Here is a 25,041-nt window from a genome sequence, read left to right as displayed (position 1 = left end):
GGCGGGCGCCGCAGCTAGCGGGACTCGCGGTTGAACAGCCGCCTGGACCAGAGGTACCCGCCGAGCGCGACGACGGCGCACCAGCCGAGCGCGATCCAGCCGTCGTTGCCGAGCGGCGTGCCCATCAGCAGGCCGCGCAGGCTCTCGATGATCGGGGTGAACGGCTGGTACTCGGCGAACCAGCGCAGGCCGGCCGGCATCGAGTCGGTGGGCACGAACCCGCTGCCGAGGAACGGCAGCAGGATCAGCGGCATCGGCAGGTTGCTCGCGGTCTCCACGCTCTCGCTGACCTGGCCGAGCGCGACCGCCAGCCAGACCAGCGCGAACGTCACCGCCGCGAGCAGGCCGACCGCGCCCAGCCAGCCGACCGGCCCGGCGGTGGGACGGAAGCCGACCACTAGCGCCACGCCGATCACCACGGCCAGGCTGACCGCCGCCTGGATCATGCTGCCGAGGACGTGTCCGGTCAGCACCGAGACGCGGGCGATGTGCATGGTGCGGAACCGGGCGATGATGCCCTCGGTCAGGTCCATGGCGATCGAGATGGCGGTCCCCTGGACCGTGGCCGCCACCGTCATCAGGATGATCGCCGGCGCCACGTAGTTGGCGTACGCGGCCCGGGTCCCCGCACCGGCCGCGCCGCCGCCGGCCGTCGACCCCCCGGCGCCGCTCCCGAGCCCGGCGCCCAGCGTGCCGCCGAACACGTAGACGAAGAGCAGCAGGAAGACCACGGGCATCCCGACGAGCATCACGGTCATCGACGGGTAGCGCAGCATGCGCCGGAGGTTGCGGCGCAGCATCGTCACCGAGTCGCGCAGCGGGTGGAACCGGAGGTCGGCGTGGGTGGAGACGCTCATCGCGTGGTCACCTTCCGGTCGGTGGGCTGGCCGGTGCGGGTGTCGGTGGGTCCGCCGGCCAGGGTGTCGTTCGGTCCGCCGGTCAGGGTGAGGAAGACGTCGTCGAGGTCGGGGGTGTGCACTGACAACTCGTCGACCTCGACGCCTCCGTCGTCGAGCCGGCCGATCAGCGCCCGCAGCGACCGCAGGCTGCCGTCGCCGGGCACCCGCAGGGTGAGCGCGTCGGTGTCGCGGGTGGCCCGGTCGAGCACGCGTACCGCCGCGTCGAGGCCCGCCGGGTCGGCGAACCGCAGCCGGACGTGCCCGCCCGGAATGCGGCGCTTCAACTCCTCGGGAGTGCCCTCGGCGACCACCCGGCCGTGGTCGAGCACCGCGATCCGGTCGGCCAGCTCGTCCGCCTCCGCCAGGTACTGGGTGGTCAGGAAGATGGTCACGCCGCCGGCCACCAGCTCGCGGACGATCTGCCAGACGTCCCGGCGGCTACGCGGGTCGAGCCCGGTGGTCGGCTCGTCCAGGAAGATCACCCGGGGGTCGCCGACCAGCGTCATCGCCAGGTCGAGCCGCCGCAGCATGCCCCCGGAGTAGGTCGACGCCGGCTTCCCGGCCGCCCCGGTCAGGTCGAACCGGTCGAGCAGCCGGGCGGCCCGCCGCCGGCCCTCGTCGCGGGCGAGGTGGTGCAGGTCCGTCATCAACCGCAGGTTCTCCGCGCCGGTGAGCAGCTTGTCCACCGCGGAGAACTGACCGGTGACACCGATCGCGGCGCGTACCGCGTCCGGCTCGCGGGCGAGGTCGTGCCCGGCGACCCGCACCTCACCGGCGTCGGCGGCGAGCAACGTGGACAGGATCCGCACGGTGGTGGTCTTCCCGGCGCCGTTCGCGCCGAGCAGCGAGAAGACCGTGCCTTCGGGTACGCGCAGGTCGACGCCGTCGAGCACGACCTGCTCGCCGAACGACTTCCGGAGCCCGGTCACGGCGATCTGATTCGTGGTCATCGTGTCCTCCCGTCAGGACCGGTGGATGGTGATGTCGCCGTAGGAGGTCCGGCCGCGTACCTCGACGGTTTCCTCGGTGCCGCCGGGCCGCGCGGTGCTCTCCAGGTGGTTGTGCACCTGACCGAAACCGGTGTTGACCTCCAGCCACGCGGCGGTGCCGGCCGCGACGCCGATGTCCAGGTCGCCCATGGCGGTGCCGAGCACCACCGAGCCGCGCGTCACCTCGGCGACGCGGATGCCGCCGTTGGAGGTCTTCGCGTCGACGCCGGCGCCGGCGTGCGCCACCTCGATGGCACCGTTGGCATTACGCACCCGCACGTCACCGGTGGCCGCGTCGATAGTGGTGTCGCCGTTGGAGTTCTTCACCGCCACGGCGCCCTGGACACTGCCGACCCGCACCGTGCCGGAGCCGGTGGAGATGTCGGCGTCGCCGGTGATCTCGTCGACGGTGACGTGGCCGACGCCGGTGTGCAGGCGCAGCGGGCCGCTGCGCTCCAGCCGGACGTTGCCGGTGGTCTTCACCCGGGTCTCGCCGAGCCGGCCGGTGGCGTGCACGTCGCCGAGCAGCAGGTGCGCGGCCAGCCGGGAGTCCCTGGGCAGCTCGATGGAGACATCCACCGACCTGCTCCTCTTCGAGAAGTCGAAGGCGCGCTTCGGGCCGGTCACGTGGAGCGTGCCGTTGGTGAACTCGACGCGTACCTGGGCGGCGGCCTGGACGTCGGACTCGTCGTCACCGTTGCTCGGGCGGACCTCCACCACGGTGTCGACGCGGTCGGCGGCGGCCACCCGCAGGGCGGCGACGCCGAGTTCCAGCGTGACGGAGATCGATTCGGGTGTGTCGAAAACAGGCATGGTGGTCCCCACATCCTGGGTCGGTGAGTCGTCCCCGCAGGTCAGGGGGACGTGAGGAGAAGAGTCGGGTGGCGCGGTGCGGTCAGTGCACCCAGCCGGTGAAGCGCTGTTGGGACCGTTTCCCGCTGGCGCGTGGCTCGGGACGCGACTCCCGGTCGCCTCGGGACAGGCCGGCGGCGGCGGCCCGGACCAGCCAGGCGTTGACCGAGCGCCCCTCGGCGGCGGCGGCCTCCTCGACCGCGGCCTTGAGCTGCTCCGGCATCCGTACGTTGATCCGGGCGACCGGGCCGTCCTCGCTGATCGGCAGGTCGGTGTCCGGTGCCACGCCCTGGTCGGAGGCCGCCGGCAGCGGCTCGGCCGGCGGTGGGGTCACCACGAAGTCCGGTTCCCGGCCGCGCAGCCGCACCTCCACCGAGCCGGGGGCGAGTTCCCGGGTGATCTCGTCGGCGGCGGCCGACAACGCGTCCAGCAGCGTCATCCGGATCGCCGACTCCAGTGGCCCGGTCAGGCGCTCGACCAGCGCACGCGACTCTTCACCGCCGGCTTCGGCGAGCGTGGCGAACTCCCGCCCGAGGTTGCTCACATACGAGGTCAAGTCCATGGCACTACTGTGGCACAGCAATGGCATCACTGCAAGCCTTTATGGCACCTTCGCGGCATCACCCGAGGGTCAGACCCTGCATCTTTCCTGCTCAAGAGCCATCCCGAACGTGGCATCACTGTGATGCCACGCCACCCCTCCCCGGCGTCGCCAGTGCCAAGGCATGCCTTTGCTCTCTCGCGGAGCACCGCCGACAGGATCGCCTGAAGAATGCGCCGACCAGAGCTGTTACTCGGCACTACCGTGAGGCCATGACTGCGGCGCCCGAGTGGACACGGCCACCTCGCCCCGAGGGTTGGCGTGCCGAGGATCTGGACCAACTCGCCGACGCCCTGCGTCACACCGAACTCATCGACGGGGCACTCGTCCTGAGGACCTCTCCCCAGCGGGTCTGGCACGCCCGGATGGTCACCGCACTGGTGGTCGCCCTGACCGAGCAGGCTCCGGCAGGCGTCGAGGTCGATCGGGAGATCACGATTCGACTCGACCGGTGGAATCGACCCGAGCCCGATCTCATTGCCACGACGGCACCCTACGACCCGTCCCGCACCTTCTACACACCCGAAGAGACGCTGCTGGTGGTCGAGGTGGTCTCGCCCGAGTCGGCGCACCGGGACCGCAACGTCAAGCTACGCAAGTACGCGGAAGCGGGGATCGCGAACTACTGGCGCGTCGAGGACGAGGACGGCTCCCCGGCGGTCTACGCGTACGAGATCGACGGCCCCACCCGGTCGTACGCGCCGACCGGAATCCATCGGCGCGAGCTGCGTACCTCGATGCCGTTCCCGATCACAATCGACCTGACCGGGTTGGTGCCCGGCCGCAAGCGCTGACCCGACCCCCGCCAGGCGGTTCCACTCCGCCCGCTCAGCTTGACGTGAGGCCGAGCGGGGCTGACCGGGCACGGACCGGCAATGGCCCGAGGCATGGCTCGACGCATCCATGAGGGTCAGCAGCCAGGTCTGCGTTGTATGTAGTGTGCGGAAGTGACAAGAAGTGAGCGACTCGCGGACCAGTTGGACTGGCACTGGCACAGAAACCTGCGGCCACGGCTGCACGGTCTTACCGATGAGGAGTACTTCTGGGAGCCTGTACGCGGCTGCTGGAGCATCCGTCCATGTGGCACGTCGTCAGCACCGGTGTCGGCAGGCTCAGGGAAATGGACGATGGACTTCGTGTCTCCTGGCCCGGTGCCGGCACCGGTGACCACGATTGTCTGGCGGCTGGCGCACATCATCGTCTCCTGCCTGGGCTATCGGGTCGGATGGCACTTCGGCGGCCAAGACGTTGACTCGCAGACATTTGCCTACGCGGGGACCGCTGACGAGGCGCTGAAACAGCTCGATGAGATGTACGGAAGATGGAACGCGGGAGTCCGCGAGCTTCCGGACGCTGATCTGGACAATTTACCCACGGTGGGTCCCGAGCGGTTTCCCATGGAAGGAATCATCCTGCACGTCAACAGGGAGCTGATACATCACGGCGCTGAGATTTCCTTGCTGCGCGACCTCTATCGCTGGCAGGACGGAGCCGCACCGCGCGGAATATGACGATCCTGCCACTGCCTCCGACCCCAGCGACTCAAGGCTCACGCCGCACGCCCGATCCCCTCGGCCCGTGCAGGAGCGCCCGAGCCTCGGCCATCTCCTCGTCAGTGAACGTCCCGAATTCGCCTTGGTAGCGATCCAACTCCTCGCGGAGAAGTCTGCGCCGCTCGGCCCGCTCGGTGAGGTAGCCGGAGACGTTGTCGGTGTGCGACTTCATGCTCTCCAGCAACTCCGCCGGCAGCGTGATCGCGACCTTCTCCGTCTTCGCCATTCTGCGACCATACCCCTGGTGTTACCACTGCTGAGCGAGCCTGGCGGGCCTGCCCGGGGCACGCGACGTCAGACGTTGAAGCGGAACTTCAGGCCACTGTCCCGCTACCAGCGTAGGAGCCCTGCGACACCTGCTCACGCGGCTTTTCAGGCTGCCGTGGTTGGTGACACTGGTTGACGACTTTTGACAGCGTCTTGTGCCCCCTGTGTGCCCACGCGGCCGGGAGTGGGTGACCTCCGACCCGGCTCCCTCGGAGCTGCTCGTCTCTGTCAGATTGGCGTCAGGACGATCGATGAACCTCTCATGACCTAGCTAAATACCCTGGCATGGCTGCAACTGGTCGGGCAGCGACAATTTGTCAGGGATGGGACATATGACCGCTACGCACAAGCCGCATCAGAGAGACGACGAACACGAACACGGTCACGATCACCTGTTCTTTCCTAACGACATCATCAAAAGGGGCCGCCGGGAGAGAATAAGAGATCGGACACGGCTGATTAGGCCGGGAGTGGCAGGCTTTGCGGTCGCTCTCTTGCTACTAGCTGCAGCCTCAGTCATAGTGGCCGTAATTCCTAATATTATGATCCACACTGAAGGCCTATCAGCGGCAGACCGTCTAAAGGCGCAGAACGATGTAAGAACCGCGCTTCTTCAAGCATCCGCCGGACTAGCATTGCTGGGCGGTCTATTCTTTACCGCCCGCACCGTAAGGCTTACCCGGTCCGGTCAAGTAACGGACAGATTTTCGAAGGCCGTCGAGCAAATCGGCAATGGAGTCGCAGATGTCCGAGTCGGCGGCCTCTACTCTTTAGAGAAAATCGCGCGAGATTCGGCAGAGTTCCGGCCGGTAGTGACAGAAATGGTTGTGCACTATATCCACGGACACACAAAACAGGTCGCGAATGAGAGCGTCTCGTTAGCTGCGGATCCGATTGAGAGAGACGTCCAGGTCGCACTAGGCATCCTCGGCCGCAGGCTGGGCATCGAGCAAGAGGTCAAGACCCTCAACTTGTGGGGGCTGAACCTCAATAAATCCGACTTGTCGTTGGGGAACTTTTCAAGAGCCAATCTGTGCTACGCAACGATAGACGACTCTTACTTCGAGCACGCCAACCTGAGTGGTGCCACTCTTGTAGCTGCTCGAATTCGAAACAGCTCCATCGCCCATGCTGATTGCACGGGGGCCACCTTCACCGGCGCAGATCTAGCTGGCACATATGTGACAGGAAGCGACCTGACAGGCGCAGACTTGCAGGGTGCCAACCTAGCCGGCGTTGACTTTAGCGGACGAAAAGAGAAGGGACGTTACTACATTCAGCCATCACGTCTTAAGTACGCCAATGTCGCTGACGCGGTTATGAAAGGTGCCAACCTGTGCGGCGTTGACTTACGCGACATCAGAGGTCTTACTCAACAGCAATTAGACTCTACAAACATCGACGGCGAGACCCGGCTGCCCTTGGGGCTATCGCCACGTGTTAGCAAGAAGAGGCAAACCTGAACCATCCCGTATGCCGTCGACCCGCCCTCCTGGGAGCGGGCCGCCGCCCGACCCGCCACGTCAAGCGGACCTTGACGGCGCGTACGGACGCTGGCGGGTTGGGCGGTGGTCTGCTCGGCTTGCCCGGGTCGATGGCAGACGGGATGGCCTCCCGCAACCACCCACGGACCGCGACACGCCCACGGAGCCCCGGCCATCCTGGAGCCGGAGCGCCCCCGCCGGAGGCGCAGTAGCCGCAACTCCTCGACCGCCGCCAGCTCGCCGACGCGGCCGGCGTGCGCTCCCCTACGCCGCGCGGGCTCGCGGCCGCGCGGCCCGGCCGGCTGCCCGCCCACCCTCACCGGTCAATGGTCCTGTCGTTCTGCGGCGGCCCCTCGGGCATCCCGCTTCCGCGCCAGCCGCCGGGCGTGTTGCGTGTCCGGAGTCGGAGCGCCAGCGGAGCGACGGACGCGCGCCCAGGCGGCGGCGCGTGCGGCCCGTCAAGGGCCGCCTTGAAGACGTACAGAAACTTTGAACCACTTCGCCGGCAGCCGGCTGTCCTCCGTCGGCTGATGTGCGACACGCGTCCGCCAGGTGATCTGCAACAGTGCCGGCTTCGGCGGTCGCTGCTGCCTCATATCCGGCGCTGGATACGTACCTTCGGGTGCTCGTTCCTCAGGTGGCCCAGCTTGTGCTGGCGGACCTGCTCGTTCCAGACCTCCTGGTCGTAGTCGGGGTCCGGCGGGATCCACTTGTGCGAGCCGTCGCTGTAGTGGAACTTCTCGTCGCCCGCTCGGAGGATGCTCATCGAATCCAGCCGAGAAATCGGCGGTACAGGTCGCCGGTGGGAACGTGGCCAAGGTCCCGGACGGCATCGACGAACTGTGCGGCCAGGTAGACCGCCAGCGATGCTGAGGCGCCGTTGTACTCGGCTCGCAGTTCGCGGCGCCGGCTCCGACAGGGCCAATCCCTCGCGCAGCCGTCGCACGTCCATGTCGGCTTGACGGGGTGGTGTGCGCTCATGACAGGCCGTCCTGGCTGGGCCAGTGGCCGCGGTTGATCGGGATGCGATGCCGGCTTCGGCAGGGCAGGTTCGCGCCGCAGCGGCAGATGCGTCGCCAGTGCCGCCAAGACCACACCGATCGATGGCGGCGGGCGAGGGTGAGCGCTGTCGCCAAGACGTAGTCGTCGTACGTAACCCGCTTCGGCGACATGTCACAGCCACCGAATCCGAGGTGTGGAAGGGAGCACTGCGGCCTCCTCGCGCCACGGGTGTCCGGAGGCGTGGATGCCCGATCACGGGGGATGTGCCGAGCATCCACGCCGGCGAGGACGGTCTACAGCGCCAACCGAGAGACGACCTCCTCCGCAACCTCCCATAGGTACCGTTGGGTAGTCAAGGGCTGGCGTAGGTGGTTGACTCGTGTCGCCAACCGAGGAGAACACCGTGCCACCGCGTTACCGCTACGAGCAGATAGCCGACGACCTCGCCGAACGCATCGCGTCCGGGGAGTTCCCGCCGGGTGCCAAGCTGCCCAGCCGGCGGGAACTGATCGAGCACTACGGCGTGACCGAGCCGGTAATCGACCGCGCCATGCAGGTGCTACGGATCAAGGGCATGACCGAGACGCTGCCGGGCGTAGGCGTCTTCGTCGCCGAGTAGGCCAGGGCCACTTCGTGCCCGTGACGTGCCCCAGAACGGGGCGTCCACCGTCTGACCTGCGAGTGTGCAGGTCGGAGTCAGACGTTGAAGCGGAACTCCACCACGTCGCCGTCCTGCATGACGTACTCCTTGCCCTCGATCCGGACCTTGCCGGCGGCCTTCGCCGCCGCCATCGATCCGGCCGCGACCAGGTCGTCGTAGGAGACCACCTCGGCCTTGATGAAGCCGCGCTGGAAGTCGCTGTGGATCACCCCGGCGGCCTCCGGCGCGGTCGCCCCGATCGGGACGGTCCAGGCCCGCGCCTCCTTGGGGCCGGCCGTGAGGTACGTCTGGAGCCCCAGCGTCCGGAAGCCCACCCGGACCAACTGGTCCAGGCCCGGCTCGGACTGCCCGATCGACTCCAGCAGCTCGCGGGCCTCGTCCTCGGGCAGGTCCACCAGCTCGGACTCGATCTTGGCGTCCATGAAGACCGCCTCGGCGGGCGCGACCAGGGCGCGCAGTTCGTCGAGGAACGCGGCGTTGCCCAGCTCGGCCTCGTCGACGTTGAAGACGTAGATGAACGGCTTGGTGGTGAGCAGGTGCAGCTCGCGCAGGTGCTCCAGCTCGACCTTCGCGGCGGCGGCGCCCGCGTACAGCGTGACGCCGTTGTCGAGCACCTCGACGGCCTTCTTCGCGGCCTCGACGGCGGCGGCCCGGTCCTTGCGGAGCTTGGCCTCCTTCTCCAGCCGCGGGAGGGCCTTCTCCAGCGTCTGGATGTCGGCCAGGATCAGCTCGGTGTTGATCGTCTCGATGTCGTCGGAGGGCGAGACCTTGCCGTCGACGTGCACCACGTTCGGGTCGGAGAAGGCGCGCACCACCTGACAGATCGCCGAGGCGTCGCGGATGTTGGCCAGGAACGCGTTGCCCCGGCCCTGCCCCTTCGAGGCGCCCCGGACCAGGCCGGCGATGTCGACGAACGAGACCGGCGCGGGCAGCACCTTCTGCGAGGAGAAGATCTCGGCCAGCTTGCCCAGGCGCTCGTCGGGGAGCCCGACCACGCCGACGTTCGGCTCGATGGTGGCGAACGGGTAGTTCGCGGCGAGCACGTCGTTCTTGGTCAGCGCGTTGAACAGGGTGCTCTTGCCCACGTTGGGCAGGCCGACGATGCCGATGGTGAGACTCACGACGAGCCAGCTTACGCGGTCTACCGGCCGTCCGGCCCGGCGGGCAGCAGCCGGGGCTCGATCCGGGTCTCCCGCACCGTGCCGTCGTCGGCGCGCACCAGCTCGTACGCGGCCACGTCCGGCCGGTCCGCCACCGCCTCGACCAGCCGGGTCCCCCGGTAGATCAGCCCGACGCCGTCGTCGGTGCAGTGGCTGGTCGGCAGCGTTCCGTCGGCGACCAGCCGGTGCATCAGCGGCCGGCGCTGCGCCTCGCTGTCGTAGTGCACGCCGTTGCCGTACGGGAGCCAGCCCAGCCCGTCGGTGAACGGGCGCAGCTCCGGGCCGTAGCTGTCGGTGGCACCCCCGGTGTGCCAGCAGATCGAGCCGGCGGAGACGCCGCCGAGCACCACGCCGGCCTGCCAGCACTCGTGCAGGATCTCCGGCAGGCCGTGCACCCGCCACACCGCGCACAGGTTGGCGACACTGCCGCCGCCGACCCAGATGACGTCCTGCGCCAGCAGGTGGGCGCGGATGTCGTCGACGTTGGGCATCGGGTACAGCGCCAGGTGGGACGCGCGGAACCGGGTGTCGGCGAACGCGCCGTAGAACACGGTGAGGCCGGTCGGCTGGTCGCCGACGGCCTGGCCGAGATAGCAGACCCGGGGCGCGTCACCGGCGCCGGCCAGCTCGGCCATGTGGTCGAAGAGCTGGCTGGGCCGGGCGTCCCAGGGGCCGCGCCGGCGGCTGAAGTAGCCCATGCTGGTGGCGACGATGGTCGGTTCGGTGGCGGGCATGGGCGTCCTTCCGGCCGGCGACGGTGGAGATCATTGTGCCTCGTCCGCCGACCCGTCCGGCGGCCCGTCCGTCGTCTGGGCGGCGGCGAGCAGCGCGCGCAGCAGGTCGGCCAGTCGGTCCCGGTCGGCGGGCGGCAACGCGTCGAGGATCCGCCGCTGCACCTCCAGCCCGGCCTCCGCCGACTCCTCGACGATCTGACGGCCGGCGTCGGTGAGGCTGACCCGCAGCGCCCGCCGGTCGCCCGGGTCCGGCGCGCGGCGGACCAGCCCGGCGCGTTCCAGCCGGTCGAGCCGGCCGGTCATCCCGCCGGAGGTGAGCATCAGCGCGGCGGTGAGCGCCTTCGGCGCCAGCGTGTACGGCGGGCCGGACCGGCGCAGCGCGGCGAGCACGTCGAACTCGCCACGACCGATGCCCCAGCGGGCGTACACCTGCTCCTGCCGGTCGCCGACCAGCCGGGACAGCCGGTAGATGCGGCCGAAGACGGCCATCGGCTCGGGCCGCATGCCGGGCCGTTCCCGACGCCACTGCTCGACGATCAGGTCCACCTCGTCCGCTGCCACGGCTGTCGATTGTGCCGCACGTCGCCCTTCCGCTTTCACTCTACGCCAAGTAGCTTAGCTCTAAGATACTTAGCACCGTGAGAAGAGGCAGGCATGACCCGTCGGACCGATGTCGCGCTCACCGCGATCGCGCCCGTCACCTGGGGCAGCACCTACCTGGTGACCGCCGAGCTGCTGCCCGCCGACCGGCCGCTCTGGGCCGGGGCGATCCGCGCCCTCCCGGCCGGCCTGCTGCTGCTCGTCCTGACCCGCCGCCGACCGCACGGCATCTGGTGGGGCCGGGCCGCCCTGCTCGGCACGCTCAACATCGGGGCGTTCTTCCCGCTGCTCTTCGTCGCCGCCTACCGGCTGCCCGGGGGAACCGCGGCCGTGCTCGGCGCCGCCCAGCCCCTGCTGGTCGCGGTGCTCACGGTCGCCCTGCTCCGGGACCGGCCCGGCCGCACCGCGCTGCTCGCCGCCGTCGCCGCCCCGGCCGGCGTCGCGCTGGTGGTGCTGCGGCCGGGCGCCGGCCTCGACCCGCTCGGCGTCACCGCCGGCCTGGCTGGCACCGCCGCGATGGCCGCCGGCCTGGTGCTCACCCGCCGTTGGGGGCGCCCGCCGGGGGTCGGCACGCTCGCGGCCACGAGCTGGCAGCTCGTCGCCGGCGGCCTGCTGATCACCCCGGTCGCCGCCGTCGTCGAGGGGCCACCGCCCGCGCCGGACGGGCCAGCCCTGCTCGGGTACGCGTGGCTGGGGCTGGCCGGCACCGCGCTGGCGTACGCGCTCTGGTTCCGGGGCGCGGCCCGGCTGCCGGTGGCCCGGGTGTCGATGCTCGGCGCGCTCAGCCCGCTGACCGCCGCGGCGCTCGGCTGGCTGGTGCTCGGCCAGGCGCTCGGCCCGATCCAGCTCGCCGGTTTCGCGGTGGCGGTCGCCGCCATGGTGCTCGGGCAGCTCCCGGACCGGCACGCCTCGGAGCGCGACGCCCCGGACCGGGACGTTCCGGCCGCGACCGCCTCCCGGGCCGCCCCGAACCGGGCCGCCCGACCGGGCCGGTCGCGTGCGTCGCTCAGCCGGCTCGCAGCCGGCGCCAGTCGGCCGGCGGCGGGCCGAGCGGAACGTCCTCGGGCAGCGCGCCGGACGGCAGCTCCGCGGCGGCGGCGAGCGGCAGGGTGAACCGGTGGCCGGCGGCGGGCCCGGCCTCGTGTGACCGGTCGAGCAGCCAGCGCACCTCGTCGGCGGTCCAGCCGAGGCCGCGCCGGCCGGCGATCTCCCCGACCAGCCGCACGCCGACCCGGGTGTCGTCGTCGTAGAAGCGCATGCACCAGTGGTGCGCCCACATGCCGAGCGCGCGCAGGCCGGCCGCGTCGAGCGAGCCGACCAGCCGGCCGCAGGCGGTCTCGGCGAACGGCCGTCTCGGGTCGCCGGCGCGGTCCCGTTCGATCGCGCCGTAGGCGGCCGGTGCCACCGCCCGCATCCGGTCGTAGAAGCCCTGCACCACCGCGGTGTCGAGTGGTGCTCGCCCCCGCCCGGCCACGCTCGCCATGCCCCGCACCTTTTCTGGAGTTGGTGGCGGGACGGTACCGACCACTTACGACACTTTCCCCGCCGCACCGGCAAGATCCACGCCACCACGCCGAGGTGGCGGTATCCGCGGCCCTCGGATACCGCCACCTCGCCGAGCTGGTGCGACTGCCACGCGTCAGGTCCGAATCCCGCCAGCCGAGCGGCCGGTCCGGGAGGCAGGATCGGGGCATGGAGCTGGACTTCGAGCGGTGCTACCGGGCCGTCGACAGCCGCGACCCGCGGTTCGACGGCTGGTTCTACACCGGCGTCACGTCGACCGGGATCTACTGCCGGCCGTCCTGCCCGGCGACGACGCCGAAGCGGCAGAATGTCCGGTTCTTCCCGTCCGCCGCCGCCGCGCAGGGCGCCGGGCTGCGGGCCTGCCGCCGGTGCCGGCCCGACGCCGCGCCGGGCTCCCCGCAGTGGGACGTCCGGGCCGATCTGGTCGGCCGCGCGATGCGGTTGATCGCCGACGGCGTGGTCGACCGGGACGGCGTCCCCGGGCTGGCCACCCGGCTCGGCTACACCGAGCGGCACCTGCACCGCATGCTCCAGGCCGAGCTGGGCGCCGGCCCGCTGGCGCTGGCCCGGGCGCAGCGTGCGCAAACCGCCCGGATCCTGGTCGAGACCACCGGGCTGGGCCTGGCCGAGGTGGCCTTCGCCGCCGGGTTCGGCAGCGTGCGGCAGTTCAACGACACGGTCCGCGAGGTGTTCGGCGTCACCCCGTCCGAGCTGCGGGGCGGCCGGAGCGACTGGCCGACGGCCGGCGGGGCGGGCACCATCACGCTGCGACTGGCCTACCGGCCACCGCTGCACGCGGAGGCGCTGCTGGACTTCCTCGCCCTGCGCGCGCTGCCCGGCATCGAGGAGGTCCGCGACCGGACTTACCATCGCGGGCTGCGCCTGCCGCACGGCCCCGGCACGGCGGCACTGACCCCGGCCGGCGGGCACGTGGCCGCCACGCTGCGGCTGACCGACATGCGCGACGTGGCACCCGCGGTGGCCCGCTGCCGCCGCCTGCTCGACCTGGACGCGGACCCGGTAGCGGTGGACGCCGTCCTGGCCGACGATCCGGCGCTGGCCCCGGCGGTCGCCGCGGAGCCCGGCGTCCGGCTCCCGCACGCGGTGGACGGCTTCGAGACCGCGGTCCGCGCCGTCACCACCCAGCAGGTCTCACTCCGCTCGGCCCGGACCACGCTCACCCACCTGATCGCCGCCACCCGGTCCGCCGACGAGGGGGCCGCCGACGGGTCGCCGGGCGGCCTGCGGGCGTTCCCGAGCGCGGCGGAGGTGCTCGCCGCGCCGGACCTGGCGTTCCGCATGCCCAGGGCCCGGCGGGAGACGATCCGCGCGTTGGCCCGCGCCGTCGTCGACGGGGAGCTGGACCTGGACGCGGGCGGCGACCGGGAGGAGGCCGCCCGGCGGCTGGTCGCGCTGCCCGGCGTCGGGCCGTGGACCGCCGGTTACCTGGCCATGCGCGCGCTCGGCGACCCCGACGTCATCCTCGCCACCGACCTGGGCGTCCGTCGCGGCGCAGCCGCGCTCGGCCTGCCCGACACCCCGAAGACCCTGACCGCGTACGCGGACCGCTGGCGCCCCTGGCGGTCGTACGCAACGATCCGACTCTGGAGAGCAGTATGACCACTCTGGACAGCACCGTCATCGACACTCCCGCCGGGCCGCTGAGCGTGCTCGCCGGGCCCGGCGGAGCGGTGCGTGCGGCCGGCTTCACCGCCGACCCGACGGCCCTGGTGCCGTTGACGCACCCGAGCCTCCGCGGCGACCTGCGGGAGCGGGCCGACCTCGGGCCGGTGACCGCGGCCGTCCGGGCCTACCTCGACGGCGACCTGACCGCGATCGACGCGGTCGAGGTGGAGCAACACACCGACGGCGTCTTCCTGGCGCACGCCTGGCGGGTGCTGCGCGACGTGAAGCCGGGTGATCCGGTGACGTACACCGGGTTCGCCGCGCTGGCCGGCCGACCGGCCGCGGTCCGCGCCGCGGCGGCGGCCTGTGCCCGCAACGCCGCGGCGCTCTTCGTGCCCTGCCACCGGGTGTTGCGCACCGACGGCGCGCTCGGTGGCTACCGCTGGGGGCTGGACGTGAAAAAGTGGCTTCTCGGGCATGAGGGACGGGTGACGGCTAGCTGACCCCGCGCCGACACACCCGGCCGCTACCGTCGGCTGGTGCCCGCGCCCAGCGACGGCAATCCCGCGGCGCATACCGACGCCCGGTCCCAGCCGCTGCACAACCTCTGGCGGCTGCGGCCCTACCTGCGCCCGTACGCGACGGAGTTCGCCTGGCTGCTGGCCGCCGCGCTGGCCGCGACCGCGGCGAGCCTGGCCGTCCCGCTGGTGGTGCAGCGGGTGGTGGACGGGCCGGTGGCTCGGCACGACGCGTCCGGCCTGCTCCGGCTCGGCGCGCTCGCGCTGCTGCTCGGGCTCGCCGAAGCCGTGCTGATCTTCATCCGGCGATGGACGCAGTCGTCCTCCTCGGTGGGCATGGAGGCCGCCATCCGGGCCGACATCTACGCGCACCTGCAACGGCTCCCAGCCGGCTGCCACGACCGCTGGCAGTCCGGTCAACTGCTCTCCCGGATCACCAGCGACCTTTCGGTGATCCGCCGGTTCCTCTCCTTCGGCCTGCTCTTCCTGGTGCTCAACCTGATCACCTACGCCGCCGTGGTGGTGCTGCTGATCCGGCTGCACCCCTGGCTGGGGCTGCTGGTCGCGGCCAGCGCCGTCCCGCTGTTCCTGATCAGCCGGCGCTTCGCCCGGCACTACCACGCGGCCTCGCGCCGCATGCAGGACCAGCAGGGCGACGTGGCCACGCTGGTCGAGGAGACCGCGCAGGGGCTGCGCACCATGCGGGCGTACGGGCGGGGCCCGGAACTGGCCGCCCGGTTCGCCGCCGGCGCCCGCCGGCTGCACGACACCGGAATCGGCAAGGCCCGCCTGCTGGCCCGCACCTCCGCGCTGTTCGACCTGGTGCCCAACCTGACCCTCGGCGCGGTCCTGGTGGCCGGCGCCGCCGCCGTGGCCGGGGGCGCGCTCACCATCGGGCAACTGGTCGCGTTCGTCAGCCTCCAGCTCATGCTGATCTGGCCGGTGCAGTCACTCGGCTGGATCATCGCGAACGGGCAGGAGGCCGCCACCGCCGCCGACCGGATCCAGGAGGTGCTCGACACGCCGCCGACCATCGTGGACGCCCCGCACGCCCGGTCACTGGGCCGGGGCGAGATCCACGGCCGGCTCCGCTTCGAGCGGGTGAGCTTCCGCTACCCCGGCGCGCCCGACCCGGTGCTGCACGACCTGGACCTGACCGTCGAGCCGGGCGAGACACTCGCCCTGGTCGGCGCCACCGGGTGCGGCAAGAGCACGTTGCTCTCGCTGGTCCCCCGGCTGCACGAGGTGACCGGCGGCCGGCTCACGCTCGACGGGCACGACGTACGCGACCTGTGCCTCAGTTCGCTGCGCCGGCTGGTCGGGGTGGCCTTCGAGGAGCCGACGCTGTTCTCCATGTCGGTGCGGGAGAATCTCACCCTGGGCCGCCCCGAGGCCGGCGAGGAGGAGATCCGGGCCGCGCTGACGCTGGCGCAGGCGGAGTTCGCGTACGAGCTGCCGTGGGGGTTGGCCACCCGGATCGGTGAGCAGGGGCTGTCGCTCTCCGGCGGGCAGCGGCAGCGGCTCGCGCTGGCCCGGGCGGTGCTCGGCCGGCCCGCCCTGCTGGTCCTCGACGATCCGCTCTCCGCGCTGGACGTGCACACCGAGGCGCTCGTCGAGGCCGCGCTGCGCCGGGTGCTGCGGGACACCACGGCGCTGCTGGTCGTGCACCGACCCTCGACCGTGGCGCTGGCCGACCGGGTGGCGCTGCTGGAGGCCGGTCGGGTGGTGGCCGTCGGCACCCATTCCGAAATGCTGGCCGGGGTGCCGGCGTACCGGGCGGTGCTCTCCGCCGAGCCGGAGGGTCGGCCGGGCGGCGTCGGCCTGGTGCGGTCGTGACCGCGCCGGACGCCGACCTGACCCGGTGGCGGGGCCGGGCCACCGATCCGGACGCCGACCGCAGCCGGGCGGAGGGTTCGTCACCGGCGGCGGTGACCCGGCTCCGCGTCCGCAGCCGGCTCCTGCTGCGGACGCTGCTCCACCCGCACCGGGCGCCGCTCGGGCTGGCCGTGGCGCTGCTGCTGGCCCAGAACGCGGCGGCGATGACCGGTCCGTACCTGGTCATGCTCGGCATCGACAGCGGCATCGGGCCGCTGCGGGCCGGTGACGCCGGCCCACTGGTCGCGGTCGCCGCCGCGTTCGTCGTGGCGACCGCCGTCGAGTACGCGGCCCGGCGCGCGTTCCTCGCCCTCGCCGCCCGGATCGGCCAGGCCGTCCTGCTCGACCTGCGCCAGCGGGTGTACGCGCACTTCCTCCGCCTCGACGTCGGCTTCCACGAGCGCTACACGTCCGGCCGGATGGTGTCCCGGCTGACCAGCGACCTGGAATCGATCGGCGAGCTGGTCGACGGCGGGATCGACCGGCTGGTCATGGCCGTGCTGTCGGTGCTGTCGGTGGCGGGCATCCTGCTCTGGCTGGACCTGCCGTTGGCCGCGGTCACGCTGTTCGCGTTCCCGTTCCTGTTCGGGCTGTCCCGCTGGTTCGCGCGGGCCTCCGCCGGGGCGTACCGGCGCACCCGGGAAGCGGTGGCGCTGGTCATCGTGCACTTCGTCGAGTCGCTGCGCGGAATCCGGGCCGTGCAGGCGTTCCGCCGCGAGCCCCGCAACCAGCGCATCTTCGCCGCGGTCAACGACGACTACCGGCGGGCCAGCCTGCGCGCTTTCCGGCTGATCGCGATCTACTCGCCAGGCATCCGACTGATCGGCAACCTGACCGCCGCCACGGTGCTCGCGTACGGCGGCTGGCGGGTGCTCGGCGGCCACACCGAGGTCGGCGTGCTCGCCGCGTTCCTGCTCTACCTGCGGCGGTTCTTCGAGCCGATGGAGGAACTGAGCCAGTTCTACAACTCGCTCCAGTCGGCGACCGCGGCGTTGGAGAAGCTGGCCGGGGTGCTGGACGAGCACCCGGCGGTGGCCGAACCGGCGCGGCCGGTGCCGCTGCCCGCCGGGCCGCCGCGCGGCGCCGTGGTGTTCCGCTCGGTCTCCTTCGGCTACCGGCCGGAGACGCCGATCCTGTCCGGGCTGGAGCTGACCGTCCCGGCCGGGCAGACCGTGGCGTTGATCGGGCCGACCGGGGCCGGCAAGTCCACGCTGGCGAAGCTGCTGGCCCGCTTCCACGACCCGGACGCCGGCTCGGTCCACCTGGACGGGGTGGACCTGCGCGACCTGGCCGACGCCGAACTGCGCCGGGCGGTGGTGCTGGTCACCCAGGAGACCCACCTGTTCAGCGGTTCCGTCGCGGAGAACATCAGGTTCGGCCGCCCGGACGCCGACGACGCCGCCGTGGTCGCCGCCGCCCGGGCGATCGGCGCGCACGAATTCATCGCCGCGCTGCCCGACGGGTACGCCACCGACGTGCACCGGCGCGGCGGCCGGCTCTCCGCCGGGCAGCGGCAACTCGTCGCGTTCGCCCGGGCGTTCCTGGCCGACCCCCGGGTGTTGATCCTCGACGAGGCCACCTCGTCGCTGGACGTGCCGACCGAGCGGCTGGTTCAGCGCGCGTTGCGGAACGTGCTGTGCGACCGCACCGCGCTGGTGATCGCCCACCGGCTCTCCACCGTGGAGATCGCCGACCGGGTGCTGGTGCTCGACACCGGCGGAATAGTCGAGGACGGCCCCCCGGCCGAGCTGGCCGCCACCGAAGGCCGCTACGCCGCCCTGCACCGCCAGTGGCGCGACTCGTTGATCTGAAGCGGGTCCGGGTGCGTTGGAGACCCCAAACCGCCGGGCTGTCAGTAGCCGGGGGGCGCGGCGCTGCCGACCCGCGGAGGAACGACGTCCACTCGCCTGATCACTCAGCGTGACATCTCTTCGCGGGTGATGCGCTCAACGCCGTTATGACTGTGGGGCATAATTATGACCCACAGTCATACCGCTCGAAAGTGCTTTCTCCTTCGGTGGCGACACACCAGGCACGAGAGCCACGGGTGCCGCCGTCGCGAGAAAGCCTGGTCGCGAAGCCAGGCAGACGGACGGATCAGCCTTCAGCCAGACAGAGCCCATGCCTAGCCGGTCGTACGGCTTCGGGAAGACGGGCCGGTCGATGATCTGCCGAGCTCGTTGGCGACTGACGCCCAGCCGGGCCGTGATCTCACCCGCCCCGTACAGCTGGAGGCGACGCTCGATCGATGCCGGACAACACTCCGCCTGCACCTAACCGCTAATCCCGCGCAGTCCGCCCACACCACCCGATGCGGCCTACCTGGCTCTGCCGAGTGTGTGCGGCCCCTTGGCCGTGCCAGCCAGCACGGCGGTTACTCGGCATGGAGTATCGGGGCGACCGGGGATCTACTCAGGCTCAACCCGAATCCCGGTCCGCAGCCTGATGAGATGTTCTCCCGCTTCATCAGGTGGACCGGCCCTGCCGTCCAATGAGCGGTGCTCCTCCGCGTGGAGCGGCCCCGCCGCGCCCGCCTACCATCGGCGGATGAGTGACACGACGAGGACGGGCCGCTCCGGGGTCCCCGAGCGTCCGAGCCTGGACGGCCTGGAAGAGACCTGGGCCGGCCGCTGGCAGTCCGAGGGCACGTACGCGTTCGACCGCACGAAGGAACGCGCGGACGTGTACTCCATCGACACCCCACCGCCGACCGTGTCGGGCGAGCTGCACATGGGGCACGTCTTCTCGTACACGCACACCGACGTCGTGGCCCGGTTCCAGCGGATGCGCGGGCGGACCGTCTTCTACCCGATGGGCTGGGACGACAACGGGCTGCCCACCGAGCGGCGGGTGCAGAACGTCTACGGCGTGCGCCCCGACCCGACGCTGCCGTACGACCGGGACTGGCGACCGCCGGCCACGCCGGTGAGCGCCGACGCCCGGAAGAACCCGACGGCGATCTCCCGACGCAACTTCATCGAGCTGTGCGAGACGTTGACCGTGACCGACGAGCAGGCGTTCGAGGCGCTGTGGCGGCGGCTCGGCCTCTCCGTGGACTGGTCGTTGACGTACACCACGATCGGGCCGGCGGCGCGGGCGGCCAGCCAGCGCGCGTTCCTGCGCAACCTGGCCCGGGGCGAGGCGTACCAGGCGGAGGCGCCGACGCTCTGGGACGTCGGGTTCGGCACCGCCGTGGCGCAGGCGGAGCTGGAGGACCGGGTCCGGCCCGGCGCGTACCACCGGCTGCGGTTCACCGGGCCGGACGGGCGCGAGGTGCTGATCGACACCACCCGGCCGGAGCTGCTGCCGGCCTGCGTGGCGCTGGTCTGCCACCCCGACGACGAGCGGTACGCGGACCTCGTCGACACCGCTGTGCGTACCCCGGTGTTCGGGGTGGAGGTGCCGGTGCGCGCGCACGCGCTGGCGGACCCGGCCAAGGGCACGGGCATCGCGATGGTCTGCACGTTCGGTGACCTGACGGACGTGACCTGGTGGCGCGACCTGCGGCTGGACACTCGGGTGGTGATCGGCCGGGACGGGCGGCTGCTGCCGGAGCCGCCGGCGGACGTGCCGGCGGGGCCCTACGCGGCGCTGGCCGGGCAGAGCGTCAACGGCGCCCGGCGCACGCTGGTGGAGCTGCTGGGCGAGGCCGGCGACCTGGTCGGCGAGCCCCGCCCGATCACCCACCCGGTGAAGTTCTACGAGCGCGGCGACCGGCCGCTGGAGATCGTCTCGACCCGGCAGTGGTACCTGCGCAACGGCGGCCGGGACGCCGACCTGCGCGACGACCTGCTGGCCCGCGGGCGCGAGCTGCGCTGGGTGCCGGAGCACATGCGGCACCGCTACGAGCACTGGGTGGGCGGTCTCACCGGTGACTGGCTGGTCAGCCGGCAGCGGTTCTTCGGCGTGCCGGTGCCGGTGTGGTACCGGCTCGACGACACTGGCGAGCCGGACTGGACCCACCCTCTCACACCGGATGAGGCGACGTTGCCGATCGATCCGACAAGCGAGCCGCCGCCCGGTTTCGCCGAGTCGCAGCGCGGTCGGCCCGGTGGCTTCACCGGCGATCCGGACGTGTTGGACACCTGGGCCACCTCGTCGCTGACCCCGCAGCTCGTCGGCGGGTGGGAGACCGATCCGGACCTGTTCGGCCGAGTCTTCCCGATGGACCTGCGCCCGCAGGGGCACGACATCATCCGCACCTGGCTGTTCGCCACCGTGGCCCGCTCGCACCTGGAACACGGTGTGCTGCCCTGGCGCACGACGGTGCTCTCCGGCTGGATCCTCGACCCGGACCGGAAGAAGATGTCCAAGTCCAAGGGGAACGTGGTCACCCCGATGGGGTTGCTGGCCGAGCACGGCTCCGACGCGGTCCGCTACTGGGCCGCCAACGGCAAGCCGGGCATGGACCTCGCCTTCGACCCGGCCCAGGTCAAGGTGGGCCGTCGGCTGGCCACCAAGCTGCTCAACGCGTCCCGCTTCGCACTCGGGCTGGGCGCCGCCGACGCCCTGCGGGCCCCGGCCACGGCACCGTTGGACACCGCGATGCTCGCCGAACTGTCCGGCGTGGTCGCGGTGGCGACGTCGGCCCTCGACGGGTACGACCACACCGCCGCCCTGATGGCCACCGAGGCGTTCTTCTGGCGGTTCTGCGACGACTACATCGAGTTGGTGAAGGAACGCGCGTACGGCGACGGGCCGGCGGCCGACTCGGCGCGGGCGGCGCTGGCCACCGCGCTGTCGGTGCAGTTGCGGCTCTTCGCGCCGGTGCTGCCGTTCGTCACCGAGGAGGTCTGGTCCTGGTGGCGGTACGGCTCGGTGCACCGGGCGACGTGGCCGACCACGTACGAGGTGGACCGCGCGCTGGCCGTGCCCGGTGACCCGGAGCTGCTGCGGCTGGCCGCCGACGCGCTGGGGCAGGTGCGCCGCGCCAAGTCGGAGCGGAAGCTGTCGATGAAGGCGGACGTGCCGCTGGCCGAGGCGCTCGGGCCGGCGGCCCTGCTCGACCAGCTCACGCTCGTCGCCGACGACGTGCGCGCGGCGGGGCGGATCGCCAAGCTCGACCTGCTGCCCGACCGCACCCCCGAGCTGGTCATCGCCTGCGCGTTCTGACGCCCGCCCGCCCGCCCCGCCCCGCTTGTTAGGCGGGGGCCCCGCTTAACAGGTAGGTGTTAAGCGGGGCCCCCGCCTCTACCGAATGCGTTAAGCGGGGCCCCCGCCTTTCAGCTGGTCTCGCCGGCGACGCTGAACGAGCGGAGCCGGTCGACCGCCAGTGCGGTGAAGCCGACCGTCACCAACGCGGTCAGCACGGCCGCCACCGGCACCGAGACGGTGGTGCCGAGCAGCGCGGTCGGCGCGATGCGGTCGGCCAGTGCGATCACCCACTGCTGGACCGAGAGCACCTTGGTGCCGTCGACGAACCGGCCGAGCAGCCCCTCCCAGATCAGCACGTAGACCAGGCCGAGCAGCACCGGCCGCCGGCTCACCAGGCTGAGCGCCAGGAACAGCGCCGAGTAGGCCAACGCGCCGGCCACCGACGCGGCGACCAGGGCCAGGCCGAGGCGTACCGAGTCGGCCAGCACGCCGGCCACGTAGAGCGGGACGGCGACCGTGACCGCGCTGACACCGGCCGCCACCGCGAGCTTCGGCAGCACGATCTGCCAGCGGGGCAGCGGCTTGGTGAGGATGTGCACCACGGTGCCGTCGTCGATCTCGGCGCCGAGCACGCCGGTGCCGACGATCAGCGCCACCACCGGCAGCACCACGGCCAGGCCGAGGCCGACCAGCACCGGCGGCCCCCACTGGCCCGGGTCCACCCCGAGCGACCGGCAGAGCACCGCCAGGCCGATCAGGACCAGCGGCAACGGCAACAGCATGAGGAACCGGCTCCGGCCGAACAGGCCGCGGGCGGTGATCCAGGTAACGGTCGACATCAGGCCTCCACCAGATACGAGAAGACGCTCTCCAGCGACTCGTCCTCCGGCAGGAGCTGCCGGACCCGGATGCCGTGGCGGAGGGCGATCCGGGGCAGGGCCCGGGTGAACGCGCCGTAGTCGCCGGCCTTGACGGTCAGGCCGGTGCGGCCCAGCTCGACGCCGGAGACCGAGGACTCGGCCATCAGCGCCACCGCCAACGCCCGGTCGTCGGTGGAGCGCACCGCGAAGACGTGCGGCCGGTTGGTCATCAGGCGGCGGATGGTGCGGTAGTCGCCGGAGGCGGCCAGCCGACCGGCCACCATCACCTGGACCGTGCCGGAGACCTGCTCGACCTCCTCCAGGATGTGCGAGCTGAACAGGATGGTCCGGCCGGCGTCGCCGAGCCGGTGCAGGAGCGCCATCATGTGCAGCCGCTGTCGCGGGTCCATCCCGTTGAACGGCTCGTCGAGCAGCAGCACCTGCGGGTCGTGCACCAGCGCTGCGGCCACCCGGGTGCGCTGCCGCATGCCCTTGGAGTAGGTGCCGATCCGGCGGCCCTGCGCGCCCTCCAGCTCGACCAGCTCGATCGCCCGCCGGGCCGCCGCCTCCGGGTCCGGCAGCCGGTGCAGCTTCGCGCTGGCCAGCACGAACTCGTACGCGCTGAGGAACGTGTGCACCGCCTCCCGCTCGCTGACCAGGCCGAGTCGCCGGTAGACGCCCGGGTTGCGCCAGGTCGGCTCCCCGTCCAGCGTCACCGCGCCCCGGGACGGGGCGAGGAACCCGGCCATCATGTGCAGCAGCGTGGTCTTCCCGGCGCCGTTCGGGCCGAGCAGACCGGTCACCCCGGGGCCGAGCCGCATGGTGACGTCGTTGACCGCCACCACGTTGCCGTACCAGCGGGAGACGCCGGCCAGGTCGAGGGTGCTGGTCGTGGCGGCGGGCGCGTCGGCCGCCGGTTGCGTGTGCAGCGCCGTCATCGGGCGGCCACCTTCCGGTATCGCAGGAGCAGCAGGCTGACGCAGGCGGCGACCAGCAGGACGGCGACCACCGCGTAGACCGGCCCGAAGCCGCCGATCGGGATGCCCCCCTCCTGTCCCTGGGTCAGCAGGTCGCCCAGCGCCCAGGTGCCCACGCCGCTGACGAGCGACGACGGGGAGGCGAGGAACGCCAGCTCGTTGACCGTCCGGGAGGGCATGATGGACAGCACGCCGACCACCGGCGTGGTCATCAGGAACACCGCGACGATGCCGCCGGCGGCGAAGGCGCGCTTGCCGGTCAGCGACGCGACCAGCAGGCCGATCGAGGCGAAGACCACCGCCCACAGCCCGGCGTAGAGCAGGCCGGGCAGCAGGTCGAGCAGCTCGTCCCACACCCCGCGCATGCCCCGTGAGGTGGTGAACGCGGCGCCGAGGAACATCACCAGCTGCGGACCGCCGAGCAGCAGCCAGAGCGCGGTCATCAGGGCCGCCAGCTTGGCCAGCGCGTAGTCGCCGCGGGGCAGCGGACGGGAGAAGTAGAGCGGGAGCACGCCGCTGCGCAGGTCGCGGGAGACCAGCTCGGGCGCGGCCACCGCGACGAAGAAGATGACCAGCCAGCTCATCGCGTCGGCGAACTGGGCGTACGTCAGCACCACCTGGCCGAGCTGGCTGCGGACCGCGGTCAGCCCGGCGGCCACCACGGTGACCACGGCCACCACCAGCCAGGGGAAGATCTTCGCCTTGGCGCTGCGGCCCAACCCGAAGACGGTACGCAGACCGTGGCCGTAGAGCGCGCCGAAGACCTGCCGCCGGCCCAGCCGGGGGCCGGTGTAGCGCTGGTATCCGATGTCGTGGATGACGCCTGTCGCGTCAGACATGGCTGGGCTCCCTCGGGGCGAAGAGCTCGGCCACCCGGTGCCGTCGCTGGTCCAGCCGGTGCAGCGGCAGGTCCAGCTCGGCGACCGCGCCGAGGATCAGGTCGTAGGTGTGGTCGTCGGCGAGCGGGACGAGCAGCAGCCGCCCGTCCCGGGACACCGGCAGGTCGAGCGCGGCGAGCCGGGCGGCCAGTTCCTCGGTGCCCTCGCTCACCTCGACGGCGAGCACGTCGGTGGCGGTGGTCATGGCGGCGACCCGGTCGGCGCGCAGCAGCCGGCCGCCGTCGATGGCGACGAGCGTGTCGCAGATCCGCTCCACCTCGCCGAGCAGGTGGGAGCAGACCACCACGGAGATGCCGAACTCGGTGCCGATCCGGTGGATGAGCGCCAGCATGGCGTCCCGGCCGGCCGGGTCGAGGCCGTTTGTGGGCTCGTCGAGCAGCAGCAGGTCGGGGTCGTGCACCAGGGCCTGGGCGAGCTTGACCCGCTGCTTCATGCCGGTGGAGTAGCCGCCGACCGCCCGGTGCCGTTCCTCGTGCAGGCCGACGTGGCGCAGCGCCTCGGAGGCGCGTTCCCGGGCCACCGTGCGCGGCAGCCCGCTCATCCGGCCCAGGTGGGTGACCAGCTCGGCGGCGGAGAGGTCCGGCGGGAGGGCGTCGTGCTCGGGCATGTAGCCGACCCGGGCGCGAACCTCGGCCGGGTCGGTGGTGGGGTCGAGGCCGAGCACCTGCACCCGGCCGCTGGTCGGCGGGAGCAGACCCAGCAGGATCTTGATCAGGGTGGACTTGCCGGCGCCGTTGGCGCCGACCAGCCCGATGATCCCCGGCTCGACCGACACGGTGAGGTCGGCCAACGCGGTGACCCGGCCTCCGTACGTCTTGGTCAGCGACTCGGTCGCGAGCAGTGTCACGCTGCCAGCCTAGGAAGCG

General features: G+C 71.8%; 24 protein-coding genes. 10 read left to right on the top strand and 14 right to left on the bottom strand.

What is annotated here, in order from left to right; translation table 11 throughout:
• Positions 1 to 14 precede the first annotated feature (14 nt).
• From C8054_RS20475 to C8054_RS20460, 4 genes are all read right to left on the bottom strand, one after another.
• On the bottom strand, positions 15 to 857 hold the full coding sequence (locus C8054_RS20475) for an ABC transporter permease (RefSeq protein ID WP_107159033.1): 843 nt from the start codon (positions 855 to 857) through the stop codon (positions 15 to 17).
• Complete coding sequence (locus C8054_RS20470; protein WP_107159031.1) at positions 854 to 1,849, bottom strand: ATP-binding cassette domain-containing protein; 996 nt, start codon at positions 1,847 to 1,849, stop codon at positions 854 to 856. The genes C8054_RS20475 and C8054_RS20470 overlap by 4 nt, the downstream gene beginning before the upstream one ends.
• A 12-nt stretch (positions 1,850 to 1,861) precedes the next feature.
• Positions 1,862 to 2,701: a DUF4097 family beta strand repeat-containing protein gene (locus tag C8054_RS20465; RefSeq protein ID WP_107159057.1), complete on the bottom strand. Its 840-nt coding sequence runs from the start codon at positions 2,699 to 2,701 to the stop codon at positions 1,862 to 1,864.
• Positions 2,702 to 2,783: 82 nt separating this feature from the next.
• On the bottom strand, positions 2,784 to 3,302 hold the full coding sequence (locus tag C8054_RS20460; RefSeq protein ID WP_107159029.1) for a ribbon-helix-helix protein, CopG family: 519 nt from the start codon (positions 3,300 to 3,302) through the stop codon (positions 2,784 to 2,786).
• 251 nt (positions 3,303 to 3,553) lie between these two features.
• On the opposite strand from C8054_RS20460, the gene C8054_RS20455 reads away from it, so the two are divergent.
• A complete protein-coding gene (locus C8054_RS20455; RefSeq protein ID WP_107159026.1) occupies positions 3,554 to 4,135 on the top strand; it encodes a Uma2 family endonuclease in 582 nt (193 codons plus the stop codon).
• A 153-nt stretch (positions 4,136 to 4,288) separates the two neighbouring features.
• Positions 4,289 to 4,852: a DinB family protein gene (locus C8054_RS20450; RefSeq protein WP_107159024.1), complete on the top strand. Its 564-nt coding sequence runs from the start codon at positions 4,289 to 4,291 to the stop codon at positions 4,850 to 4,852.
• 31 nt (positions 4,853 to 4,883) lie between these two features.
• Here C8054_RS20450 and C8054_RS20445 read toward each other — a convergent pair whose 3' ends face one another.
• Positions 4,884 to 5,120, bottom strand: coding sequence for a hypothetical protein (locus C8054_RS20445; protein WP_107159022.1), 237 nt, complete (start codon positions 5,118 to 5,120; stop codon positions 4,884 to 4,886).
• 373 nt (positions 5,121 to 5,493) lie between these two features.
• Here C8054_RS20445 and C8054_RS20440 point away from each other — a divergent pair, with 373 nt between their 5' ends.
• Positions 5,494 to 6,624: a pentapeptide repeat-containing protein gene (locus C8054_RS20440; RefSeq protein WP_158273877.1), complete on the top strand. Its 1,131-nt coding sequence runs from the start codon at positions 5,494 to 5,496 to the stop codon at positions 6,622 to 6,624.
• Positions 6,625 to 7,237: 613 nt separating this feature from the next.
• On the opposite strand, the gene C8054_RS32335 is transcribed toward C8054_RS20440, so the two are convergent.
• Positions 7,238 to 7,411 (bottom strand): hypothetical protein, encoded by a 174-nt coding sequence (locus C8054_RS32335; RefSeq protein WP_199199852.1) that lies wholly within the window; start codon positions 7,409 to 7,411, stop codon positions 7,238 to 7,240.
• Positions 7,412 to 8,050: 639 nt separating this feature from the next.
• Here C8054_RS32335 and C8054_RS20425 point away from each other — a divergent pair.
• Positions 8,051 to 8,266: a winged helix-turn-helix domain-containing protein gene (locus C8054_RS20425; protein ID WP_203997273.1), complete on the top strand. Its 216-nt coding sequence runs from the start codon at positions 8,051 to 8,053 to the stop codon at positions 8,264 to 8,266.
• 77 nt (positions 8,267 to 8,343) lie between these two features.
• On the opposite strand, the gene ychF is transcribed toward C8054_RS20425, so the two are convergent.
• From ychF to C8054_RS20410, 3 genes are read right to left on the bottom strand one after another with little or no spacing between them, the layout of a single operon-like run.
• Positions 8,344 to 9,429, bottom strand: a complete 1,086-nt coding sequence (gene ychF / locus C8054_RS20420) for a redox-regulated ATPase YchF (RefSeq protein ID WP_107159011.1) — start codon at positions 9,427 to 9,429, stop codon at positions 8,344 to 8,346.
• A 20-nt stretch (positions 9,430 to 9,449) separates the two neighbouring features.
• On the bottom strand, positions 9,450 to 10,202 hold the full coding sequence (locus tag C8054_RS20415) for a peptidase E (protein ID WP_107159009.1): 753 nt from the start codon (positions 10,200 to 10,202) through the stop codon (positions 9,450 to 9,452).
• A 30-nt stretch (positions 10,203 to 10,232) separates the two neighbouring features.
• Positions 10,233 to 10,763 carry a MarR family winged helix-turn-helix transcriptional regulator gene (locus tag C8054_RS20410; protein ID WP_107159007.1) on the bottom strand — a complete coding sequence of 177 codons (531 nt, stop codon included), beginning with the start codon at positions 10,761 to 10,763 and terminating at the stop codon, positions 10,233 to 10,235.
• Positions 10,764 to 10,856: 93 nt separating this feature from the next.
• On the opposite strand from C8054_RS20410, the gene C8054_RS20405 reads away from it, so the two are divergent.
• Positions 10,857 to 11,915, top strand: coding sequence for an EamA family transporter (locus C8054_RS20405; RefSeq protein WP_199199851.1), 1,059 nt, complete (start codon positions 10,857 to 10,859; stop codon positions 11,913 to 11,915).
• Here C8054_RS20405 and C8054_RS32330 read toward each other — a convergent pair.
• Positions 11,809 to 12,285 (bottom strand): hypothetical protein, encoded by a 477-nt coding sequence (locus C8054_RS32330; protein ID WP_233219736.1) that lies wholly within the window; start codon positions 12,283 to 12,285, stop codon positions 11,809 to 11,811. The genes C8054_RS20405 and C8054_RS32330 overlap by 107 nt on opposite strands.
• A gap of 209 nt (positions 12,286 to 12,494) precedes the next feature.
• Between C8054_RS32330 and C8054_RS20400 the strand changes: the two genes are divergently transcribed.
• From C8054_RS20400 to valS, 5 genes are all read left to right on the top strand, one after another.
• On the top strand, positions 12,495 to 13,946 hold the full coding sequence (locus C8054_RS20400) for an AlkA N-terminal domain-containing protein (protein WP_107159004.1): 1,452 nt from the start codon (positions 12,495 to 12,497) through the stop codon (positions 13,944 to 13,946).
• Complete coding sequence (locus tag C8054_RS20395; protein WP_107159002.1) at positions 13,943 to 14,455, top strand: methylated-DNA--[protein]-cysteine S-methyltransferase; 513 nt, start codon at positions 13,943 to 13,945, stop codon at positions 14,453 to 14,455. The genes C8054_RS20400 and C8054_RS20395 overlap by 4 nt, the downstream gene beginning before the upstream one ends.
• 36 nt (positions 14,456 to 14,491) lie before the next feature.
• Positions 14,492 to 16,306, top strand: coding sequence for an ABC transporter ATP-binding protein (locus tag C8054_RS20390; protein WP_107159000.1), 1,815 nt, complete (start codon positions 14,492 to 14,494; stop codon positions 16,304 to 16,306).
• The gene (locus C8054_RS20385; protein WP_107158998.1) at positions 16,303 to 18,156 is read left to right on the top strand and encodes an ABC transporter ATP-binding protein; all 1,854 of its coding nucleotides are present in this window, start codon (positions 16,303 to 16,305) and stop codon (positions 18,154 to 18,156) included. The genes C8054_RS20390 and C8054_RS20385 overlap by 4 nt, the downstream gene beginning before the upstream one ends.
• A 736-nt stretch (positions 18,157 to 18,892) precedes the next feature.
• Positions 18,893 to 21,457, top strand: a complete 2,565-nt coding sequence (gene valS / locus C8054_RS20370; protein ID WP_107158995.1) for a valine--tRNA ligase — start codon at positions 18,893 to 18,895, stop codon at positions 21,455 to 21,457.
• A gap of 110 nt (positions 21,458 to 21,567) precedes the next feature.
• Here the strand turns inward: valS and C8054_RS20365 are convergent, their stop codons facing one another.
• Genes C8054_RS20365 through C8054_RS20350 form a run of 4 tightly spaced genes read right to left on the bottom strand, consistent with a single transcriptional unit; the run spans position 21,568 to position 25,022 of the window.
• On the bottom strand, positions 21,568 to 22,278 hold the full coding sequence (locus C8054_RS20365; protein ID WP_107158993.1) for an ABC transporter permease subunit: 711 nt from the start codon (positions 22,276 to 22,278) through the stop codon (positions 21,568 to 21,570).
• Positions 22,278 to 23,237, bottom strand: coding sequence for an ABC transporter ATP-binding protein (locus C8054_RS20360; RefSeq protein ID WP_107158991.1), 960 nt, complete (start codon positions 23,235 to 23,237; stop codon positions 22,278 to 22,280). The genes C8054_RS20365 and C8054_RS20360 overlap by 1 nt, the downstream gene beginning before the upstream one ends.
• A complete protein-coding gene (locus C8054_RS20355; protein WP_107158989.1) occupies positions 23,234 to 24,115 on the bottom strand; it encodes an ABC transporter permease in 882 nt (293 codons plus the stop codon). The genes C8054_RS20360 and C8054_RS20355 overlap by 4 nt, the downstream gene beginning before the upstream one ends.
• A complete protein-coding gene (locus C8054_RS20350) occupies positions 24,108 to 25,022 on the bottom strand; it encodes an ABC transporter ATP-binding protein (protein ID WP_107158987.1) in 915 nt (304 codons plus the stop codon). The genes C8054_RS20355 and C8054_RS20350 overlap by 8 nt, the downstream gene beginning before the upstream one ends.
• Positions 25,023 to 25,041: the final 19 nt, after the last annotated feature.

This window comes from Micromonospora sp. RP3T (assembly GCF_003027925.1).
Taxonomy (GTDB): domain Bacteria; phylum Actinomycetota; class Actinomycetes; order Mycobacteriales; family Micromonosporaceae; genus Micromonospora.
The sequence above is the reverse complement of the archived record's forward strand: the minus strand, read 5'-3'. Positions and strand labels throughout refer to the sequence as shown.

Excerpts from the sequence above, each read along its gene's own strand:
- C8054_RS20475 (WP_107159033.1), bottom strand. The coding sequence starts at position 857 with ATGAGCGTCTCCACCCACGCCGACCTCCGGTTCCACCCGCTGCGCGAC.
- C8054_RS20470 (WP_107159031.1), bottom strand. The coding sequence starts at position 1,849 with ATGACCACGAATCAGATCGCCGTGACCGGGCTCCGGAAGTCGTTCGGC.
- C8054_RS20465 (WP_107159057.1), bottom strand. The coding sequence starts at position 2,701 with ATGCCTGTTTTCGACACACCCGAATCGATCTCCGTCACGCTGGAACTC.
- C8054_RS20460 (WP_107159029.1), bottom strand. The coding sequence starts at position 3,302 with ATGGACTTGACCTCGTATGTGAGCAACCTCGGGCGGGAGTTCGCCACG.
- C8054_RS20455 (WP_107159026.1), top strand. The coding sequence starts at position 3,554 with ATGACTGCGGCGCCCGAGTGGACACGGCCACCTCGCCCCGAGGGTTGG.
- C8054_RS20445 (WP_107159022.1), bottom strand. The coding sequence starts at position 5,120 with ATGGCGAAGACGGAGAAGGTCGCGATCACGCTGCCGGCGGAGTTGCTG.
- C8054_RS20440 (WP_158273877.1), top strand. The coding sequence starts at position 5,494 with ATGACCGCTACGCACAAGCCGCATCAGAGAGACGACGAACACGAACAC.
- C8054_RS32335 (WP_199199852.1), bottom strand. The coding sequence starts at position 7,411 with ATGAGCATCCTCCGAGCGGGCGACGAGAAGTTCCACTACAGCGACGGC.
- C8054_RS20415 (WP_107159009.1), bottom strand. The coding sequence starts at position 10,202 with ATGCCCGCCACCGAACCGACCATCGTCGCCACCAGCATGGGCTACTTC.
- C8054_RS20405 (WP_199199851.1), top strand. The coding sequence starts at position 10,857 with ATGACCCGTCGGACCGATGTCGCGCTCACCGCGATCGCGCCCGTCACC.
- C8054_RS32330 (WP_233219736.1), bottom strand. The coding sequence starts at position 12,285 with ATGGCGAGCGTGGCCGGGCGGGGGCGAGCACCACTCGACACCGCGGTG.
- C8054_RS20400 (WP_107159004.1), top strand. The coding sequence starts at position 12,495 with ATGGAGCTGGACTTCGAGCGGTGCTACCGGGCCGTCGACAGCCGCGAC.
- C8054_RS20395 (WP_107159002.1), top strand. The coding sequence starts at position 13,943 with ATGACCACTCTGGACAGCACCGTCATCGACACTCCCGCCGGGCCGCTG.
- valS (WP_107158995.1), top strand. The coding sequence starts at position 18,893 with ATGAGTGACACGACGAGGACGGGCCGCTCCGGGGTCCCCGAGCGTCCG.
- C8054_RS20365 (WP_107158993.1), bottom strand. The coding sequence starts at position 22,278 with ATGTCGACCGTTACCTGGATCACCGCCCGCGGCCTGTTCGGCCGGAGC.
- C8054_RS20360 (WP_107158991.1), bottom strand. The coding sequence starts at position 23,237 with ATGACGGCGCTGCACACGCAACCGGCGGCCGACGCGCCCGCCGCCACG.
- C8054_RS20355 (WP_107158989.1), bottom strand. The coding sequence starts at position 24,115 with ATGTCTGACGCGACAGGCGTCATCCACGACATCGGATACCAGCGCTAC.